Source organism: Kineococcus anabasis, assembly GCF_054590795.1.
Map to the genome: position 1 here is coordinate 514,031 of NZ_BAAIHU010000007.1, position 18,277 is coordinate 532,307.

Annotated in this window: 15 protein-coding genes; 10 read left to right on the top strand and 5 right to left on the bottom strand. The window is 75.9% G+C overall.

Features of this window, described 5'->3' with window-relative positions; all coding sequences use genetic code 11:
• On the bottom strand, positions 1–127 hold a 127-nt coding region (locus ACYQBY_RS13195), incomplete at its 3' end, for a pentapeptide repeat-containing protein (RefSeq protein ID WP_459644403.1).
• A 471-nt stretch (positions 128–598) separates the two neighbouring features.
• Positions 599–925, bottom strand: a complete 327-nt coding sequence (locus tag ACYQBY_RS13200; protein ID WP_459644305.1) for a hypothetical protein — start codon at positions 923–925, stop codon at positions 599–601.
• A gap of 152 nt (positions 926–1,077) precedes the next feature.
• On the opposite strand from ACYQBY_RS13200, the gene ACYQBY_RS13205 reads away from it, so the two are divergent.
• Positions 1,078–1,488: a helix-turn-helix domain-containing protein gene (locus tag ACYQBY_RS13205; protein ID WP_459644306.1), complete on the top strand. Its 411-nt coding sequence runs from the start codon at positions 1,078–1,080 to the stop codon at positions 1,486–1,488.
• Between the two features lie 88 nt (positions 1,489–1,576).
• Here the strand turns inward: ACYQBY_RS13205 and ACYQBY_RS13210 are convergent, their stop codons facing one another.
• The 3 genes from ACYQBY_RS13210 to ACYQBY_RS13220 form a co-directional block, all read right to left on the bottom strand.
• Entirely contained in the window at positions 1,577–3,364 is a 1,788-nt protein-coding gene (locus tag ACYQBY_RS13210) for a PHA/PHB synthase family protein (RefSeq protein WP_459644307.1), read from the bottom strand.
• Positions 3,361–4,095: a beta-ketoacyl-ACP reductase gene (locus ACYQBY_RS13215; RefSeq protein ID WP_459644308.1), complete on the bottom strand. Its 735-nt coding sequence runs from the start codon at positions 4,093–4,095 to the stop codon at positions 3,361–3,363. Before ACYQBY_RS13215 ends, ACYQBY_RS13210 begins: the two co-directional genes overlap by 4 nt.
• Positions 4,096–4,173: 78 nt before the next feature.
• On the bottom strand, positions 4,174–5,361 hold the full coding sequence (locus ACYQBY_RS13220; RefSeq protein WP_459644309.1) for an acetyl-CoA C-acetyltransferase: 1,188 nt from the start codon (positions 5,359–5,361) through the stop codon (positions 4,174–4,176).
• Positions 5,362–6,052: 691 nt separating this feature from the next.
• Between ACYQBY_RS13220 and ACYQBY_RS13225 the strand changes: the two genes are divergently transcribed.
• The 9 genes from ACYQBY_RS13225 (at position 6,053) to ACYQBY_RS13265 (ending at position 18,261) form a co-directional block, all read left to right on the top strand.
• Positions 6,053–6,442 (top strand): VOC family protein, encoded by a 390-nt coding sequence (locus ACYQBY_RS13225; protein ID WP_459644310.1) that lies wholly within the window; start codon positions 6,053–6,055, stop codon positions 6,440–6,442.
• Positions 6,443–6,614: 172 nt separating this feature from the next.
• A complete protein-coding gene (locus ACYQBY_RS13230; protein WP_459644311.1) occupies positions 6,615–7,940 on the top strand; it encodes an alanine racemase in 1,326 nt (441 codons plus the stop codon).
• Positions 7,937–9,304: a diaminobutyrate--2-oxoglutarate transaminase family protein gene (locus ACYQBY_RS13235; RefSeq protein WP_459644312.1), complete on the top strand. Its 1,368-nt coding sequence runs from the start codon at positions 7,937–7,939 to the stop codon at positions 9,302–9,304. Before ACYQBY_RS13230 ends, ACYQBY_RS13235 begins: the two co-directional genes overlap by 4 nt.
• Positions 9,301–10,767: a pyridoxal phosphate-dependent decarboxylase family protein gene (locus ACYQBY_RS13240; protein WP_459644313.1), complete on the top strand. Its 1,467-nt coding sequence runs from the start codon at positions 9,301–9,303 to the stop codon at positions 10,765–10,767. The genes ACYQBY_RS13235 and ACYQBY_RS13240 overlap by 4 nt, the downstream gene beginning before the upstream one ends.
• Entirely contained in the window at positions 10,764–12,470 is a 1,707-nt protein-coding gene (locus ACYQBY_RS13245; RefSeq protein WP_459644314.1) for an IucA/IucC family protein, read from the top strand. Before ACYQBY_RS13240 ends, ACYQBY_RS13245 begins: the two co-directional genes overlap by 4 nt.
• Complete coding sequence (locus tag ACYQBY_RS13250; protein ID WP_459644315.1) at positions 12,467–13,750, top strand: lysine N(6)-hydroxylase/L-ornithine N(5)-oxygenase family protein; 1,284 nt, start codon at positions 12,467–12,469, stop codon at positions 13,748–13,750. Before ACYQBY_RS13245 ends, ACYQBY_RS13250 begins: the two co-directional genes overlap by 4 nt.
• Entirely contained in the window at positions 13,747–15,045 is a 1,299-nt protein-coding gene (locus ACYQBY_RS13255) for a hypothetical protein (RefSeq protein WP_459644316.1), read from the top strand. Before ACYQBY_RS13250 ends, ACYQBY_RS13255 begins: the two co-directional genes overlap by 4 nt.
• Positions 15,023–16,921, top strand: a complete 1,899-nt coding sequence (locus ACYQBY_RS13260; RefSeq protein ID WP_459644317.1) for an IucA/IucC family protein — start codon at positions 15,023–15,025, stop codon at positions 16,919–16,921. Before ACYQBY_RS13255 ends, ACYQBY_RS13260 begins: the two co-directional genes overlap by 23 nt.
• Positions 16,915–18,261: a glutamine synthetase family protein gene (locus ACYQBY_RS13265; RefSeq protein WP_459644318.1), complete on the top strand. Its 1,347-nt coding sequence runs from the start codon at positions 16,915–16,917 to the stop codon at positions 18,259–18,261. The genes ACYQBY_RS13260 and ACYQBY_RS13265 overlap by 7 nt, the downstream gene beginning before the upstream one ends.
• The last annotated feature ends 16 nt before the right edge of the window (positions 18,262–18,277 follow it).

An 18,277-nucleotide genomic window follows, 5' to 3' on the forward strand; every position in this document is an offset into this window, starting at 1 on the left:
CGCTCAGCCTCGACCCGCTCAGCCTCGACCCGCTCAGCCTCGACCCGCTCAGCCTCGACCCGCTCAGCCTCGACCCGCTCAGCCTCGACCCGCTCAGCCTCGACCCGCTCAGCCTCGACCCGCTCAGCCCTGGTGTCCACGTCGACGAGGTGCTCGTGCAGCGCCTCGGCGACGGCGTCCTGGACGAGACCCTCGGCCGTGTCGGCCTGCAGGTCCGGGGACTGCTCGAGCCCGGCCTGCTGGTCCGCCCCGCGGGGCGCGGGGAGCAGGTCCGCCGGGTCGGGCAGGACGGCGACGGCGGAACCGGGGCGCAACGCCACGGTGGTGCCGGGCACGTCCGCGGGACGGCCGGAGGCCCCGCCGAGCGCGACGCGCAGGAACGTGGCGCCGGCGGTGGCCGTCACCTCGGTCCAGCGGAGGTACGCCGCGGCCGTCGACGCCGCGGCCGCGCCGGCACAGGCCACCTGGAAGGTGGCCAGCGTGCTGACGGCGCGGGGACCGCTCCACCACAGGGTTGTCTGGGTCATGTTCGAGCCGTTCCTCTCCAGGCCCGCCGCAGCGCCGTGCGGCGCTGCGGCGGGGTGTTCCGCGAAGGGACTCAGAGCCCGGTGCTCTCGTGGCCGCCGGCCACGTCGGCGGTCTTGTTGGCGAAGTCGGCGGTCTTGTTGGCCAGGTCCTCGCCGAGGTTCAGCGAGCGCAGCCACAGGCCCTTGACGAAGTCGTGCTGCAGGGAGAGCAGCTTGTGCGCGAAGTCGAAGGTCTGGTCGACGACCTGGGTGGGGTTGACGTCACCGTTGGTCCCGCCGTACAGCGGGAGGTTGCCGGTGGTCTCCTTGACGGTGCGGGTCCAGGAGGAGACGGCCTCGAGGACGGCCTCCTGGCCCTGCTGAACGACCTGGAGGTACTGCTCCTGCAGAGTGGTCATCACGATCTCCTTGTCGCGGGGGTGCGCGGGGGTCGTGCGCACTGCTTGAAATACTACGCAGCGTTGCGTGGTGCGTCAATCGCTTGGGACGTCAAGCAGGCGACGCCGTGGTGAACAGCGCCCCTCGGCGGCGCGCGGTTACAGTGCCCTGCGTGGACCTGAACGAGCCGTGGAAGACGCAGACCACAGCCCTCGGCTCGTTCATCCGGGCCCAGCGGCAGCTCGCCGACCTGTCCCTGCGCGAACTGGCCACCCTGTCGAAGGTGTCCAACGCCTACCTCAGCCAGGTCGAGCGCGGCCTGCACCAGCCGTCCGTGCGGGTGCTGGGCTCCATCGCCCAGGCGCTCGGCGTCCCCTTCGACGCCCTGCTCACCGAGGCCGGCCTGCGCACTCCCGGCGGCCGGACCGCCCCCACCCCGGCGCCCGAGGCCGCCGAGGGCTCCGCGGGCCCGCAGGCCAGGCGCAGCACGGAGGAGGCGATCCTCGCCGACCCGGCCCTCACCCCCGAGCAGCGCCAGGCGCTCCTCGGCGTCTACCGCAGCTTCCTCGGCCGCGACGGCTGAGCCGCCCGCACCCGGACGCACGGACGCCGGGCGGGTGCGCTCGCACCCGCCCGGCGTCCGTGCGTCCCACCGGCCGCGGCCGGAGGGGTCAGCGCCCGTGGACGTACGTCCCCGGGGCGTCCTCCAGGACCGGGTAGCGCTCGCTGCCCGTGCGCGGCGGCTCCCGCAGCTCCCCCGAGCGCTCGGAGATCCACGGGGTCCAGTCCTCCCACCAGCTGGCCCGGTGCTCGGTGGCCCGCGCGCGCCACTCCTCCGGGTCCTCCGGTAGCGGCCCCTCCTCCAGCACCCAGTGCCGGGACTTGGGGTTCGGCGGGTTCACGACGCCCGCGATGTGGCCGGAGTTCGACAGCACGAACCGCACGTCGCCCGCGGCGAGCCGCGCACCCTTGTACACGGACTTCCACGGCGCGATGTGGTCCTGCTCCGCCGCGACGAAGTACAGGTCCTCCGTCACCTCGCCGAGGTCGATGCTCTGCCCGGCCAGCTCCATGACACCGCGAGCGAGCTGGTTGTCGACGTAGCAGCTGCGCAGGTAGAAGGAGTGCATCTGCGCCGGCATGCGGGTGGAGTCCGCGTTCCACGCCAGCAGGTCGAACTTGGGCGGCTCCTCGCCCAGCAGCCAGTTGTTGACCACGTAGTTCCAGATGAGGTCGTTGCTGCGGAGCAGGTCGAACGTGGCGCGCATGTCGCCGCCGGCGAGGAACCCGGTCTTCTCCATCCGGCGCTCCAGCCGGTCCACGGTCGCCTCGTCCGTGAAGACGCCGAGGATGCCGGGCTCGGAGAAGTCGACCAGCGTGTTGAGCAGGGTCCCGGTCCGCACCCGGCGGTCGCCCACCGTCGCGAGGTAGGCGAGCGTGGACATCGTGAGGGTGCCGCCGAGGCAGAGGCCGATGACGTTCACGGCCTCGGCGCCGGTGATGTCCTGGATCACGTCGATGGCCTGGCGCGGCCCGCTGATCAGGTAGTCGTCGAGCTGCACGCCGCTCATGGACTCGTCGGGGTTGCGGTAGCTGATGACGAACACCGTCAGCCCGCGCTGCACCGCCCACTCCACCAGGCTGCGGCCCGGGGCGAGGTCCATCATGTAGTACTTGTTGATCCACGGCGGGCTGAGCAGCAGCGGGATCTCCCGCACCTGCTCCGTCTGCGGGGAGTACTGGATGAGCTCCATGAGGTGGTTGCGGAAGACCACCTTGCCGGGCGTGGCGGCGAGGTCCTCGCCGACGGTGAACTGCCCGGGGACGGTCTGGCGCGGCTGCCCGCCGTTGTTCGCCAGGTCGTCCAGGAAGTTCTTCGCGCCCTTGACGAGGCTCTGCCCGCCGGTGTCCAGCGCCTTGCGCAGCACCGCCGGGTTGCCGAGGACGGTGTTCGTCGGCGCGGCGGCGTCGACGAGCTGGCGGACGAGGAACTCCGTCTTCGCCTTGCGGGACGTCTCCAGGTCCGCCGCGTCCAGCAGCTCACCGGACAGCTTCTCCAGGGCGAGGTACTGCTGGCGCAGCGCCCAGTACCAGGGGTTGCTCTCCCACGCGGGGTCGGTGAACCGCTTGTCGCGCGGCGGCGCGGCGACGGGGCCGTCGGCCGCCTTGCCGGTGGCCCGCAGGACCCCGGCGGTGACGGCCTGCGTCACGTCGGCGGCGTAGCGCCAGAACGCGGTGGTGGTCTCCTCGGGCTTGGCCGCGAGCCGCTGGCCGAACTCCAGCAGGGCCGGCCCGAACGCGGCCGGGTCCAGCTCGCTGTAGAGGTCGACGCCGGGCATGCCCTTGCTGGCCTGGTCGATCGCGTCCTCGAGCCGCTCGCGCCACTCGTCGTAGGAGGAGCGCCAGGACGGCTGCGGCTGCTCCTGGGAGGACTGGGGAGTACCGGTGTCGGTGCTCACATGTACTGCCCACCGTTGACGGAGTAGATCTGGCCGGTGATGAAGGCCGACTCGGGGTCGGCGAGGAACTCCACGACCCGCGCGACCTCCTCCGGGGTGCCCAGGCGGCCGACGGGGATCTTGGCGATCACCTTGTCGAGCGCCTCCTGCGGCACGGCGGCGACCATGTCGGTGCTGATGTAGCCGGGGGCGACGGCGTTGACGGTGATGCCCTTGCGGGCGGTCTCCTGCGCCAGGCTCATCGTCAGGCCGAACAGACCGGCCTTGGAGGCGGAGTAGTTCGCCTGACCGATGTTGCCGGACTCGCCGATGATGGAGCTGATGTTGATGATGCGCCCGCTGCTGCGGTCCAGCATGTGCTGCAGGATCGCGCGGGAGAGGTAGAAGGCCCCGGAGAGGTTGACCTGGACGACGCGGTCCCACTCCTCCACGGTCATCTTGCGGACCGTCTTGTCGGCGGTGATGCCGGCGTTGTTGACGAGGATGTCGAGGCGGCCGTGCTCCTCGAGGACCTCGGAGACGACCCGCTCGCAGTCGGCGCTGGAGCCGATGTTGCCCTGGTGGATGGAGGCGCCGGGGTGGTCCTCCAGGAACCGCTTGGCAGCCTCGGTGTCGCGGGAGTACCCGGCGGCCACCGTCACGCCGCGGGCGGCGAGCCGGTCGCTGATCGCCCGGCCGATGCCCCGCACGCCGCCCGTGACGAGCGCGACCTGTCCAGTCATGTCAGCCATCTGTGCCACTCCTTCTGTCGTCCGCCGCTGTGCGCGGCGGAACCGTGTCGGGGCCTGGGGTCGGGAGGTCGGGACGGCTCACGCGGAGGGGGCGCGCAGGATGATCGCGTCACCCTGCCCGCCGCCACCGCAGAGACCGGCGGCACCGAGGCCGCCACCGCGGCGCTGGAGCTCCAGCGCCAGGTGCAGGACGATCCGCGCGCCGCTCATGCCGATCGGGTGGCCCATGGAGATGGCGCCGCCGTTGACGTTGACGATGTCGGCGGAGGCCTCCAGCTCGCGCATGGACTGGATCGCGACCGAGGCGAACGCCTCGTTGATCTCCAGGAGGTCGAGGTCCTGCACGCTCACACCGGCCTTCTGCGCGGCGCGGCGGATGGCGTTGGACGGCTGCGACTGCAGGGAGGGGTCGGGGCCGGCGACGGCCCCGTAGGACTCGATGGTGGCCAGGACGGGCAGGCCGAGCTCGCGGGCCCTGTCCTCGCTGACGACGACCACGGCGGCGGCGCCGTCGGAGATCTGCGAGGCCGAACCGGCGGTGATGGTGCCGTCGGGCGCGAACGCGGGGCGGAGCTTGGCGAGGGTCTCGGCCGTCGTGTCGGCGCGCACGCCCTCGTCGACGGTGACCTGCAGGGCGTCGCCCTTGCGCTGCTTCACGGCCACGGGGACGATCTCGTCGTTGAAGACGCCGTCCTTGGCGGCCCGGGCGGCGCGCTCGTGGGAGCGGGCGGCGAACTCGTCCTGCTCCTGGCGGGAGATGCCCAGCTTGGCGTTGTACTCCTCGGTGGCGTCACCCATGCCGCGCTGCTCGATGGTGCAGAAGAGGCCGTCGTGCAGGGTGGAGTCCAGGACGGTCTGGTTGCCGTAGCGGAACCCGGAGCGGGCGCCGGGCAGCAGGTACGGGGCGTTGGTCATGGACTCCATGCCACCGGCCACGACGACGTCGGCCTCGCCGAGGCGGATCAGCTGGTCGGCGTGGGCGATGGCGCTGATGCCGGAGAGGCAGACCTTGTTGACCGTCTCGGCGGGGACCCGCATGGGGATCCCGGCGTTGAGGGCGGCCTTGCGGGAGGTGATCTGCCCCGCGCCCGCCTGCAGGACGTGGCCCATGACGACGTGGTCGACCTGGTCACCTGCGAGCCCGGCCTTCTCCAGGGCGGCGGCGATGGCGAAGCCACCCAGGTCCACGGCCTGGAAGGACTTCAGGGACCCCAGGAGCTTCCCGATCGGGGTTCGCGCGCCACTCACGAGGACGGACTTCGGCATGGAGGCCTCCGGTTTCAGGAACGGTTTCACGGACGGGTCGGGCGGAACTCAGGACTCGGCACCCCCCGGCGCGGGCCGGGAGGTGCCGGTGAGTGGTCGGGCGGGATGCCATCGGAACGTCACAGCGTCAGCAACCTTGAGCAGCGCGTGAAGCAGCCGTCGAATGCTCTTGGGTCCGTCCGCCGCGGACAAGGCGGACGTGAGGGGAGTCACACGGTTCAGCGGACGGGAACCGTCCGCGACGCGCCGGCGGCACAGGCGTCGGCGAGGGTTCGCCGGGAAGGACAGCGCAGGCAATCCCTTCGCCACCTCCGTGCGGTTCCGCGCGGCACACCGGGGGAACACCGAAAGACGTTGCCGCAGCGAACCTTTCGGCAGGGAGAACACGCCACGACGGGGGGCCCGCGACACATCCGGACGACGCGGGCGCGGCCGCCGCGGGCACACGGCGGTGCCCGGCCGTCCGCGGCGCACGACGTGCCTCATGGATGCCCCATCCCCTCGCTGGGCACCCCGTCGTGCTGTCCCTGTGGAGCCCGCACCGTACCGCTTCCGGGCGCATTTGGGTACCGAGCGTCACAGGACATTGCAGCGCGCAGGGATCTCGCCCGCCGGGAACACAGCGCGCCTCCGTACGTTGTACGGAGAAGCCCGTACGATGTACGGGCTCCGATCCTCGACAGGAGTGCCCATGAAGATCACCGGCAGTGCCGTCTCCCTCAACGTGGCGGACGTCGGCGCCTCCAGCGCCTTCCTCTCCCGCCACTTCGGCTTCGAGGAGCGCATGGCCGCCGACGGCTTCGCCTCGCTCACCCGCGACGACGCCGGCATGCACGTCATCTACCTGCGCCGGGGACTGGCCACCCTGCCCGCCGACCAGCGCGACGAGCACGCCGCCGGGCTCATCCTCGCCTTCGAGGTCGACGACCTGGAGGGCGAGCTGGCGCGCCTGGAGTCCGAGGGTGTGCGGATCACCATGCCGCTGACCACCGAGGAGTGGGGCGAGCGCGCCTTCCAGGTGCGCGACCCCAACGGGGTGATCGTGCAGCTCGTCGACTGGAACGGCCCCACCGCGGGCTGACCCGCCGGCGGTTCCCCGGCGGCGCGACGAGCCCTGTCGCGCCGCCGGGCCCACCTCCCCGCCCCGCCGCGGGCCGTGGCGCGGGTCACACGGTGGCCGCGCGAAACCGCGTTCTGCCCTCTAGTAAGGTCTGCCTGTCCTAAGTAAGTCGGACCTTAGTTCTGGAGGGCGAGTGCTGCGACCGGCGACGAGCGCGGGCACCGCGTGCGCGCGGGCCCTCGACCCCACCGCGCTCCCGGCGCGGCTGCGCGCGCACCTGCTGGAGCGGGCGCTCACCGGCTCGCCCGTCAGCGGCTACGTCTACGACCCGTCCCTGGCCGCGGCACGGGCCCTCGCGCTGCGCGCCGCCCTGCCGTCCTGGGCGTCGCTGTTCTTCGCCGCCAAGGCCAACGGCCACCCGCCCGTCCTCACCGCCCTGGCCGGGCCCGGCGGCGTCGACGGTCTCGAGGTCGCCTCCGCGGCGGAGGCCCGCACGGCCGCGGCCGTCCTGGCCGCGGCCGGGCGCACCCCGCGCCTGCTCGCCGCCGGGCCCGCCAAATCCCCCGAACTGCTGGAAGCATTGCTGGACAACGACATCGAGGTCGTCCACGTCGAGAGCGCCCTGGAGCTGCGGCGCCTGTCCGCCCTCGCGGTGCGCCGCGGCACCCGCGTCCGCGTCGGCCTGCGCGTCAACCCCCGCGCCGTCGCCGTCAGCGGGACCCTGGCCATGGGCGGGCGCCCCACCCCCTTCGGCGTCCCCGAGCCCGAGGTTCCCGCGGCCGTGGAGCTCGCCCGGTCCCTGCCCGGCCTGGACCTCGTGGGTTTCCACGTCCACGCCGTCTGCGGCAACCGCGACGCCGCCGCCCACGCCGCCTACGTCTCCTGGTGCCTGGACTGGGCCGCGCGCACCGCCGCCGCCACCGGCGCCGACCTGCGCTGGCTCGACGTCGGCGGCGGACTCGGCGTCGACTACGACGCCACCGGTGCCCTCGACGTGGAACTGCTCGGCGACGCGCTGGCCGCCCTGCGCCCGCCGTCCGGGGTGGAGGTCGCCCTCGAGCCCGGCCGCTGGCTCGTCGCCGACTGCGGCTGGTACGCCGCGGAGGTCGTGGACGTGAAGACCTCCTACGGCAGCACCTACGTCCTCGTGCGCGGCGGGATCTCCGGGTTCGCGCTGCCCGCCACCGAGGACTTCCCCCTCCCCCTCGCCGTGCTGCCCGTGGAGGGCTGGCCCACGGGCCTGCCCCGCCCGGAGACCCGCGACGTGCCCGTCACCGTCGCCGGGGAGCTGTGCACCCCCGAGGACGTCCTCGCCCGCGACGTCGTCGCCCACGCCCGCGCCGGGGACCTCGTCGTGTTCCCCGGCGCCGGCGCCTACGGCTGGGAGTTCGCGCTGCCCGCGTTCCTCGGCCACCCCGCCGCCACCCGCGAGGTCCTGGCGACCACGCCGGAAACTTCTGCGGAACCTCCCGCACCCCGCACCCGACAGCCCGAACCCGTCCTGGAGGACGCCCGGTGACCCTCGCCCTGGAGACCACCTCCGCACCCGCCGACGCCGTCCTCGCCCGGCAGGACGCCCGCGAGTCCTCGGCCCGCACCTACGCCCGCACCTTCCGCATCGTCCCCGTCGCCGCGCAGGGCATGACGGTCACCGGCGCGGACGGGCGCACCTACCTCGACTGCCTCTCCGGGGCCGGGACCCTCGCCCTCGGGCACAACCACCCCGTCGTCGTCGACGCGGTGCGCCGCACCATCGACCGCGGCGCGCCCTGGCACGCCCTCGACATCGCCACCCCCGAGAAGGACGAGTTCACCGACGCCCTCTTCGCGGCGCTGCCGCCCGGGCTCGCGCGCAGCGGCCGCGTCCACTTCTGCGGACCCGCCGGCACCGACGCCGTGGAGGCCGCGCTGAAGCTGGTGCGCACCGCCACCGGCCGCGGCGGCGTTCTCGCGTTCACCGGCGCGTACCACGGCATGACGGCCGGGGCGCTGGCCGCCTCGGGCGGGACCGCCGCCAAGGCGCCGATGGCGGGTGTGGCGGCGGAGGCCGTGCGCCTGCCCTACCCCTACGCCTACCGCTGCCCGTTCGGCCTGGGCGGCGACGCCACCGCCGAGGTGTCCGCCACCTACGTCGAGCGCATCCTCGACGACCCCAACGGAGGTGTCGTCACCCCCGCGGGCATGGTGCTGGAGGCGGTGCAGGGCGAGGGCGGGGTCATCCCCGCGCCGCTGGAGTGGTTGCGCCGCATGCGCCGTGCCACCGCCGAGCGCGGCATCCCGATGATCGTGGACGAGGTGCAGACCGGTGTGGGCCGCACCGGCACGATGTGGGCCTCGGACGCGGCCGGGATCGAGCCGGACGTGATGGTGCTGTCCAAGGCGATCGGCGGCAGCCTGCCCCTGGCCGTCGTCGTCTACGCCGGGCACCTCGACACGTGGGCCCCCGGCGCCCACACGGGCACGTTCCGCGGCACCACCCTGGCGATGGCCGCGGGCGCCGCCACCCTGCGCCACGTCCTCGCCGAGCGCCTGCCCGAGCGCGCCGCCGCCCTCGGGGAGCGGCTCCTCGCCGAGCTGCGGAACCTCCAGGCCCAGCACCGCTGCATCGGGGACGTGCGCGGCCGCGGCCTGATGCTCGGGGTGGAGCTCGTCGAGCCCGGCTCGGAGCCCGACGCCTGCGGGGCGCGACCCGCCGCACCGGAACTGGCCGTGGCCGTGCGGGCGGAGTGCCTGCGCCGCGGGCTGATCGTCGAGCTCGGCGGTCGCCACGACAGCGTCCTGCGGCTCCTGCCGCCGCTGGTGATGACGGACGCCGAGGCGGGGGACGTGCTCGACCGGCTCGCCGGCGCGATCGCCGCGGCCGAGCGGGAGCACCGCGCGTGAGCGCCCCCGGAGGAACCCCCCGGGCGAACCCCGACGCGACCGCCGGTCGCACCGGCGGGCACACCCGCGACCTCGCGGAACTGGTGGGCCTGAGCCTCGACGCCCTGGCCGCAGGCCGCGCCGCCCGCGGTGGGCCCGTCCCCGCGGGCGACCCCGCCGAGGTCGCCCGCGCCGTCGACACCGCGCTCGGCGGCGAGGTCCTGCCCCGGCACGGCGTCGGGGACGCCGACGCCCTCACCGCCCTCGTCACCGCCGTCGCGGCGGGGTCCGCCGACCCGGCCGACCCCGCCTGCGCGGCGCACCTGCACTGCCCGCCGCTGCCCGTGGCCGTCGCCGCGGACCTGGCCGCCAGCGCCCTGAACCAGTCCCTGGACTCCTGGGACCAGGCGCCCGCCGCGACGGAGCTGGAGGATCGGGTGGTGCGCGCCCTGGCCGCCCTCGCCGGCCTGCCCGCCGGGACCGGTGTCGTCACCACCGGCGGCACCGCCTCGACGTACACCGCGCTGCTGCTCGCCCGGGACGCCGCGCCCGGCCCGGTCCGGATCTACACCGGCGCCCTCGCGCACTTCTCCGTCGAGCGCGCCGCGACCCTGCTGGGGCTGCCCGCGCCGGTGCTCGTGCCGGTCGACGCGCAGCGCCGGGTGGACGTGGCGGCCCTGCGCGCCGAGCTGGCCGCCGCGCCCCCCGGGGAGCGCCCCGTCGTCGTCGCCACCGCGGGCACGACCGACTTCGGCAGCATCGACCCGCTGCGCCCGCTCGCGCAGGCCGCGCACGAGGCCGGCGGCTGGCTGCACGTGGACGCCGCCTACGGCGGTGGCGCGCTGTTCTCCGACGCCCTCGCGCCGCTGCTGGACGGCCTGGAGCTGGCGGACAGCGTGTCCCTGGACCTGCACAAGCTCGGCTGGCAGCCCGCCGCCGCCGGGGTCCTCCTCACCCGCACCCCGGAGGCGTTCCGCCCGCTGGAGCGGCGCGCGGTGTACCTCAACCCCGCCGACGACGAGGCCGCCGGGTACACCAGCCTGCTCGGCAGGTCGCTGCGCACCACCCGCCGCGCGGACGTGCTGAAGATCGCCGTGACGCTGCGCGCCCTGGGCCGGGCCGGGCTCGGTGCCCGGGTGGACGCCTGCGCGGCGCTGGCCCGGCACGCCGCGGGGCGCGTGCGCTCCTCGGGGTTCCTGCACCTGACCGCCGAGCCGGTCCTGACGACCGTGGTGTTCCGGTTCGGGGAGTTCCCCGGCCTCTCCCCGCAGGACACCGACGTGCTCAACGCCCGGCTGCGGCGGCGCCTGCTGCGCGAGGGCCGCGCCGTCGTCGGCCGCACGGAGGTCGACGGGCGGGTCCACCTGAAGCTGACGCTGCTCAACCCCGACGCCTCCACCGCCGACGTCGACGCCCTGCTGGACCTCGTGGTCGCCGCCGGTTCCGCCGAGGTCGCGGCCCTGCGCGGACGGGTCCCGGCGTGACCGCGCTCGTGGACGCGGCGGCACCGGCCGCCGCGCGGGCCCGCACCGGCGCCCTGCACGTGCTCCTGCGCTGCTGGCTGCGGGAGACGGGGATCCCGGTGCGCGGCAGCGGAACCCTGCGCGTGGAGCTGCCCGCGACCGGGCGCGCCCTGGACGTGGAGGTGCTGCGCCGCTCCCCGGGCGGGGCCCACGAGCTGGGCGCGTGCCGCGGCGCCGGCGGCACCGTCTTCGACGTGGACGCCGCCGCCGCGCTGCTCACCGCCGAGGCCGCGGCCCGCGCGGGGCTGCCCGCCGCGCACGCCGCGGACGCCGCCGCCCGCATCGCCGAGTCCGCCCGGCGCTCCGCGGCCTACGCCGTGGCCCGGCAGGCCGGGCCGGCTGCCCCGCAGCACCTCCCGGCGTGGCTCGCGGCCGAGCAGGACCTGCTCGCCGGGCACCCCTGGCACCCGATGACGAAGAGCCGCGACGGCCTGCCCGACGAGGAGGACGCCCGGTACTCCCCCGAGACGCGCGGCGCCTTCCCGCTGCACTGGTTCGCCGCCGCCCCGCACGTGCTCGCCACCGGCGGTGCCGGCGTGCCGGAGCTGCTGGGAGAACTCGCGGGGGACGTGACCGGCCTTCCCGCGGGGTTCGTGCCGGTGCCCGCCCACCCGTGGCAGGCGGCGCGGCTCGCGCAGCGCCCCGGCGCGGCGGAGCTGCTGCGGCGCGGGGACCTCGTGGACCTCGGCCCCGCCGGGCCCGACTGGTGGGCCACGTCCTCGCTGCGCACCGTCGCCCGCCCCGGCGCGCCGGTGATGCTGAAGCTCAGCCTGGGGCTGCGGGTGACGAACAGCCGCCGGGAGAACGTGCGCTCCGAACTGCTCCTCGGCGAGCGCACCGCCGCCCTCGTGCGCGCCGGGCTGGGTTCCGCCCTCGCCGCCGCGCACCCGGGTTTCGGCCTGGTGCTGGACCCGGCGTGGGTGGGCGTGGACTCCCCCGCCGGTCCGGTCGGGCTGGACACGGTGGTGCGGCAGCAGCCGTTCGCGCCGCACGAGCGGGTGGCGTGCGCCGGTGCGCTCGTGGACGCCCGCCCCGACCGCGGGGAGCCCGTGGCCGCGGACCTCGTGCGGGGCCTCGCCGCCCGGGAGGGCCTGGCGCTGCACGCGGCCACCGCCACCTGGTACCGGCGCTGGCTGGACGCCGTGGCCCGCCCCCTGCTGTGGCTGCACGGGGCGTGGGGGGTGGGCCTGGAGGCGCACCTGCAGAACACCCTCGTCGGCCTGGACGCCGGCGGGGTCCCCGAGCGCGCCTGGTACCGCGACAACCAGGGCTGGTACGTCGCCGCCTCCCGCGCCGGGCGCGCGCAGGCGCTGCTGCCCGGGGTGGGCGAGGGGGTGCCGCTGGTGTTCGCCGACGACCTCGTCACCGACCGGGTCGTGTACTACCTCGGCGTCAACGGCCTGCTGTCCGTGGCGGGCGCGCTCGCCGGGGCGGGGCTGGCGGTGGAGGAGGACCTGCTGCGGGTGCTCGCGGAGGTGCTGCGCGGGTGCGCCCGCGGCCCGGAGGGTTCCGCCGCCGCAGAGCAGCTGCTGGAGGCGGACACCCTGCCGGGCAAGGCGAACCTGCTGACGGCCGTGCGCGGGCGGGACGAGCTGGAGGGACCGGTGGAGACGCAGTCGGTGTACGTGCCCGTGCCGAACCCGCTGCGGGAGGTGGCCCGGTGAGGGTGCACGACCTGCTGGGGGTGGGGCTCGGCCCGTTCGGGCTGTCCCTGGCGGCGCTGGCCGACGGGGTGCCGGAGCTGGACGCGGTGTTCCTCGACCAGCGACCGGAGTTCTCCTGGCACCCGGGGCTGCTGCTGGAGGGCGCGACGCTGCAGGTGCCGTTCCTCGCGGACCTGGTGACGCTGGTGGACCCCACGAGCCGCTGGTCGTACCTGTCGTACCTGCGCGAGCGGGGCCGGCTGTTCCGCTTCTACCTGGCGGAGCGCTTCCAGGTGCCGCGCGCGGAGTACGACGACTACCTGCGCTGGGCGGCGGCCTCGCTGCCGGGCTGCCGGTTCGGGACCCGGGTGGACGCCGTGTCCTGGGACGCGGGCCTGGAGGCGTTCCGGGTCACGGTCACCGACGTGGTGACGCGGCGCTCGCGGGAGTGCGCGGCGCGGTCGGTGGTGCTGTCTGTGGGCACCGAACCGGTGGTGCCGCAGGCGTTCTCGGGGCTGCAGGGCAAGCGCGTCGTGCACGCCGCGGAGTACCTGCCCTCCCGTCCGGCGCTGCTGGAGGCGCCGTCGGTGACGGTGGTGGGCTCCGGGCAGTCGGGGGCGGAGGTGTTCCTGGACCTGCTGCGGGCGCAGCCGGGGACGGGGCAGTCGCTGCGCTGGCTCACGCGCACACCGGCGTTCGCGCCGATGGAGTACTCCAAGCTGGGCCTGGAGCACTTCACCCCGGACTACGCGGAGTTCTTCCGCGGCCTGCCGGAGGGAACCCGCGACGGCCTGCTCCCGGAGCAGTGGCAGCTCTACAAGGGCATCAGCGCCACCACGATCGCCGAGGTGTACGACCTGCTGTACGAGCGCACCGTCGGGGGCCGCCACGTCGACGCGGTGCTGCAGCCGGGGGTGGCGGTGGAGTCCGCGCGCGCCGACGGCGAGGGGTACGTGCTGTCCTGCCGGCACGTGCAGCAGGACCGCGGGTTCGACGTGGCCACGGGTGCGGTGGTGCTGGCCACCGGGTACGCGGCGCGCCGGCCCGCGCTGCTGGAGCCGCTGCGGGAGGTGCTGGACACCGACGCGCGCGGCCGCTACCGGGTGGACGGCGAGCACCGGGTGGCGCTGCGGGTCCCGGGAGCGCTGTACGTGCAGAACGCCGAGACGCACACCCACGGCGTGGGCGCCCCCGACCTCGGGCTGGGGGCGTGGCGCAGCGCGCGGATCCTGTCCGCGGTGACGGGCCGGGACCTGCTGGGCCCGCAGCAGGGCGCCTTCACGACGTTCGGCGCGCCGTGAGCGCCCCGGCGCGGGCGGGTGCGGCGACGGGGGTGCTGGCGCTCGTGGTGGCCTTCCAGCTCGTCGCGGAGACCGCGCTGACCCCGTACTTCCCCGCCCTGTTCCGGGAGCTGTTCGGCACGGCGGACCTGGGTGGGACCGGCGCGTACCTGACGGCGTGCCGGGTGGCGGGGCTGCTGGCCCTCCCCCTGTGGGGGCTCGCCGCGCGGCGCTGGCCGCTGCCGCGGCTGCTCGTGGCGGGACTGCTGGGCTCGGCGGTGTTCGACGCCGGGCTGGCCGTGGCGCCGGACCTGGCGGTGTTCACGGCCCTGTCGGCGGGGGTGGTGGCCACGGGCAGCTCCCTGGTGCTGGCTTACCCGGCGCTGGTGGCCGTCGCCGACCGGCGCCTCGACCGCCGTGCGGGAGCCGGGCGCGCGGGAACCGGGGGCGGGTCCCGGCCCGGGTCCCGCACGGGCGCGCTGGTGACGTACGCGGTCGTGTTCCACGTCGCCTCCGTCGTCGCGACGGCGGTGGGCGCGGGGATCCTCGCGCTGCCGCAGCCGCGCCTGGGGCTGGCGGCGTTCGCCGTCGCGGACCTGCTGCTGGCGCTGGCGGTGTGGCGGGTCGTGCCGGCCTCCGCGTGTGCGCCCGGACCGGCCGGCGCCGTTCCCGCCGCGCGGCGGGTTCCCCTGCGGCCCCTGCTGCTGGTGGCGGCGCTCGCCGTGCTCGTGGACACCGGGACGTCCGTGGGCCGGCCGTTCTTCGCGGAGCTGGTGCTGGCCGGCGGCGGGTCGCTGGGAACGGCGGCCGCGCTGTTCCTCCTGCCGTCGGCGGCGGCGCTGGCCGTGCTGCCCGCGGCCGCCCGCCTGGCCGGCACCCTGCCCCGCGGGCTGCTGCCCGTGGCCGCGGGCGCCGCCGCCGCGGGGTGCCTCGTGCAGGCCGTGGGGGCGGGGTCGCTGCCGGCGCTGGCGGCGGGACGCGTCGTCCTGGGCGCCGGGCTGGGGCTGCTGGCCGTGGCCCTCGACGGCCGGGTGTTCGCGGTGGCCGGCACGTCCGGTCCGGGTTTCACGGCCGTGGAGACGGCCCGCTCCGCGGCGCTGCTGGCCGCTCCCGTCCTCGCCTCCGCCACCGCGGCGGCGGCCCTGCCGCTCCCCCTGGCGGCCGGCGCCGCGCTGCTGGGCGCCGCCGCCCTGCTCGCCCTGGTGCCCGCCGCACCGGCCGCGGTGGCCGGGCGGCGCGCTCCCGGACCCCCGTCCGAGTCCGACCAGCCCGACCCGACCCCGGAGACCTCCCGTGCCCTCGATCCCGTCCGCTGACCGCGCCGTGCCCCGGCAGGCCGGCACCGCCGCAGCCCCCGACGCCGACCGGAACCCCGCGGCGATCGCCACCTCGAACCCTCCGGCGCCGGCCGCGTGGCGCCGGGCGGGCCGCGCCCTCGTCGCCAAGGCGCTGGCCGAGCTCTCCTACGAGGAACTCCTCGTGCCCACCCCCGACGGACCCACCCCCGACGGCCCCGCCTACGACAGCACGGGCCGCTGGGAGCTCCTGCTGCCCGCGGGCGTCACCTACCGGTTCGCCGCCCGCCGCGGCGGTTTCGGCACCTGGCGCGTGGACGCCGCCTCGGTCACCCGCGAGACCCCCACCTCCTCCCCCGTGCCCGCCGAGGACCCGGTGCGCCTCGTCCTCGACGCCCGCGCCGTGCTCCGCCTCGACGGCCCCACCGCCGCGGAGGTCGTGCGGGAGCTCACCGCCACCCACGCCGCCGACGCGCGCATCCTCGCCACCGGCCTGCCCGCCGCGGACCTCGCCGACCTCGGCTACGCGGAGCTGGAGCAGCACCTCACGGGCCACCCGGTGCTGCTGCTCAACAAGGGCCGGCTGGGTTTCGCGGCCGACGACCTGGACCGCTACGCGCCCGAGGCCCGCGCGGAGGTCCGGCTGCGCTGGTACGCCGCCTCCCCGGAGGTCGCCTCCTCCCGGGCGGTGCCCGGTCTCGACGCGGCACGGCTGCTCACCGAGGAGCTCGGCCCGGAGGTGGTGGAGGAGTTCCGCGCCCGCCTCGCCGGGCAGGTGGAGGACCCCACCGGTTACGTGTGGCTGCCCGTGCACCCCTACCAGGACGAGACGGTGGTGCGGACGCTGTTCGCCGCGCACCTGGCGTCCGGGCGGCTGGTGCCCCTGGGCGAGGCGCCCACCGCGTACCGGCCGGTGCAGTCGGTGCGGACCCTCGTCGCCGCCTCCCACCGCGACGTCAAGACCCCGCTGCTGATGCGCAACACGCTGGTGTGGCGCGGGCTGGGCACCACCGCCACGGCCGCCGCGCCCGACGTCAGCGACTGGCTCGGCCGCCTGCACGCCTCGGACCCGGCGCTGCGCGAGACCGGGATCGGGTTCCTGCGCGAGGTCGCCAGCGTCGTCGTGCGGCACGACGTCCTCGACGAGCTGCCCGACGCGCCGTACCGGTACTCCGAGCTGCTGGGCGCCGTGTGGCGCGAGGACGTCGGCTCGCACCTGCGGGCCGGGGAGCGGGCGCGGTCGCTGGCGTCCCTGCTGCACGTGGACCCCGCGGGCCGCTCCCTGCTGGCGGAGCTGGTCGCGCGCTCCGGTCTCGGCGCGCGCGCGTGGCTGGAGCGGCTGTGCGGTGCGCTGCTTCCGGGGCTGCTGCACTGCCTGACCGCGCACGGGGTGGCGTTCTGCCCGCACGGGGAGAACACGGTGGTGGTGTTCTCCGGGGACGTGCCCGCGCGGGTGCTGGTGAAGGACTTCGCGGAGGACGTGAACCTGCTGCCGGGCCGGGACTACCCGGGCCTGCCGGAGCGCGCGGACGCGGTGCTGGTGCGCTGGCCCCTGTCGGAGCTGGCGCACAGCGTCATCTCGGCGGTGTTCGCCGGGCACTTCCGGTTCCTCGCCGGGGTGGCCGGGGAGCACCTGGGCGTGCCGGAGGAGGAGTTCTGGGCACTGGTGCGCGAGGCGCTGCTGCGGTGGCGGGCGGCGAACCCGCACCTGGCGGCGGAGTTCGACGGGCTGGGCCTGCTGGCGCCGGAGGTGGAGCGCATCGCGCTGAACCGCGAGCACCTCACCGGCGGCGGTTTCCACGACCGCTCCGAGCGGGACGCGGCCCCCGACGTCGTGCACGGCACCGCCCCGAACCCGCTGGCGCCCGCCGCGCTCCCGGCGGTGGCGGCGTGCTGACCGCGGAGGCGCTGCGCGCGGAGGTGGAGGCCGGACGCGTGCAGGAGGTCGTGCTGGCGCTGCCGGACCTCGCGGGCAGGGTGCAGGGGACGCGCCTGGACGCGCGGTACTTCCTCGACGAGGTCGCCGCCTCGGGGTTCGGCGCCTGCACGTACCTGCTGACGACGGACCTCGGCATGGCGGTGACCGCGCGCTCGGGCGAGCTGGACCCGGAGGGCACCGGTTTCGGGGACATGGTCCTCGTGCCGGACCTGGCGACGCTGCGGCCGCTGCCGTGGGACCCGGGCACGGTGCTCGTCCTGGCCGACGCCGCGCACCGCGACGGCTCCCCGGTGCGGGTGGCGCCCCGGCAGGCGCTGCGCGCGCAGGTGGAGGCCCTCGCCGGGCACGGCCTGGTGCCGTTCGCCGGTGTCGAGCTGGAGTTCCGGGTGTTCACGCAGTCCTACGCGCAGGCGGCCGCCGCGGGCTGGCACGGCCTGACGCCCGCCACGCGCGGCGGGGTGGACTACGCCCTGACGGGCATGGAGCGGATGGACGCCCTGACCCGGCGGCTGCGGCGGGAGATGTCCGCGGCCGGGCTGCGGCTGGAGTCCGCCCGCGGGGAGTGCGCGCCGGGGCAGTACGAGATCGTGTTCCGCTACGACGAGGCGCTGGCCGCGGCCGACGCCGCGGCGTTCTACCGCACGGGCGCCCGGCAGATCGCCGCCGCGGAGGGCATGGCGCTGACGTTCATGCCGAAACCCGATGCGGCCGAGGGCAGTTCGTGCCACCTGCACGTGAGCCTGCGGGACACCGACGGGCGGCCGGTGCTGGCGGGCGGGGGCCGGTACGGGGAGTCGGGGCTCCTGCGGCGGGTGCTGGCCGGGCAGCTGGCGTGCCTGCGGGAGCTGACGCTGCTGTTCGCGCCGACGGTGAACTCCTACAAGCGGCTGCGGCCGGGCTCGTTCGCGCCGACGTCGGTGGCGTGGGGGCCGGACAACCGGCTGACGGCGCTGCGGCTGGTGGGCTCGGGTCCCTCGCTGCGCCTGGAGCACCGCGTGCCCGGTGGGGACGCCGACCCGTACCTGGCGCTGGCGGGGGTGCTGCTCGCGGCGCGGCACGGGCTGGAGGGCGACCTGCCCCTGCCGGCGCCGGTGCGCGGCGCACCCGGCCCGGACGCGCAGCGGCTGCCGGCGTCCCTCGGGGAGGCGGCGGACCTGCTGGAGGGCAGCGAGGTCGCCCGCAAGGGACTGGGCGACGGCCTGGTGGACGCGCTGGTGTCGGCGGCGCGCGCGGAGGTGGAGTTCCACGCCGCGGCGGTCACGGACGTGGAGCGGGCGCGGTACTTCGAGCACCGCTGAGCAGGCAGGCCCGGCG

Bases quoted from the DNA above. Each gene is read 5' to 3' on its own strand.
- ACYQBY_RS13200 (WP_459644305.1), bottom strand. From the start codon at position 925: ATGACCACTCTGCAGGAGCAGTACCTCCAGGTCGTTCAGCAGGGCCAG.
- ACYQBY_RS13215 (WP_459644308.1), bottom strand. From the start codon at position 4,095: ATGGCTGACATGACTGGACAGGTCGCGCTCGTCACGGGCGGCGTGCGG.
- ACYQBY_RS13220 (WP_459644309.1), bottom strand. From the start codon at position 5,361: ATGCCGAAGTCCGTCCTCGTGAGTGGCGCGCGAACCCCGATCGGGAAG.
- ACYQBY_RS13225 (WP_459644310.1), top strand. From the start codon at position 6,053: ATGAAGATCACCGGCAGTGCCGTCTCCCTCAACGTGGCGGACGTCGGC.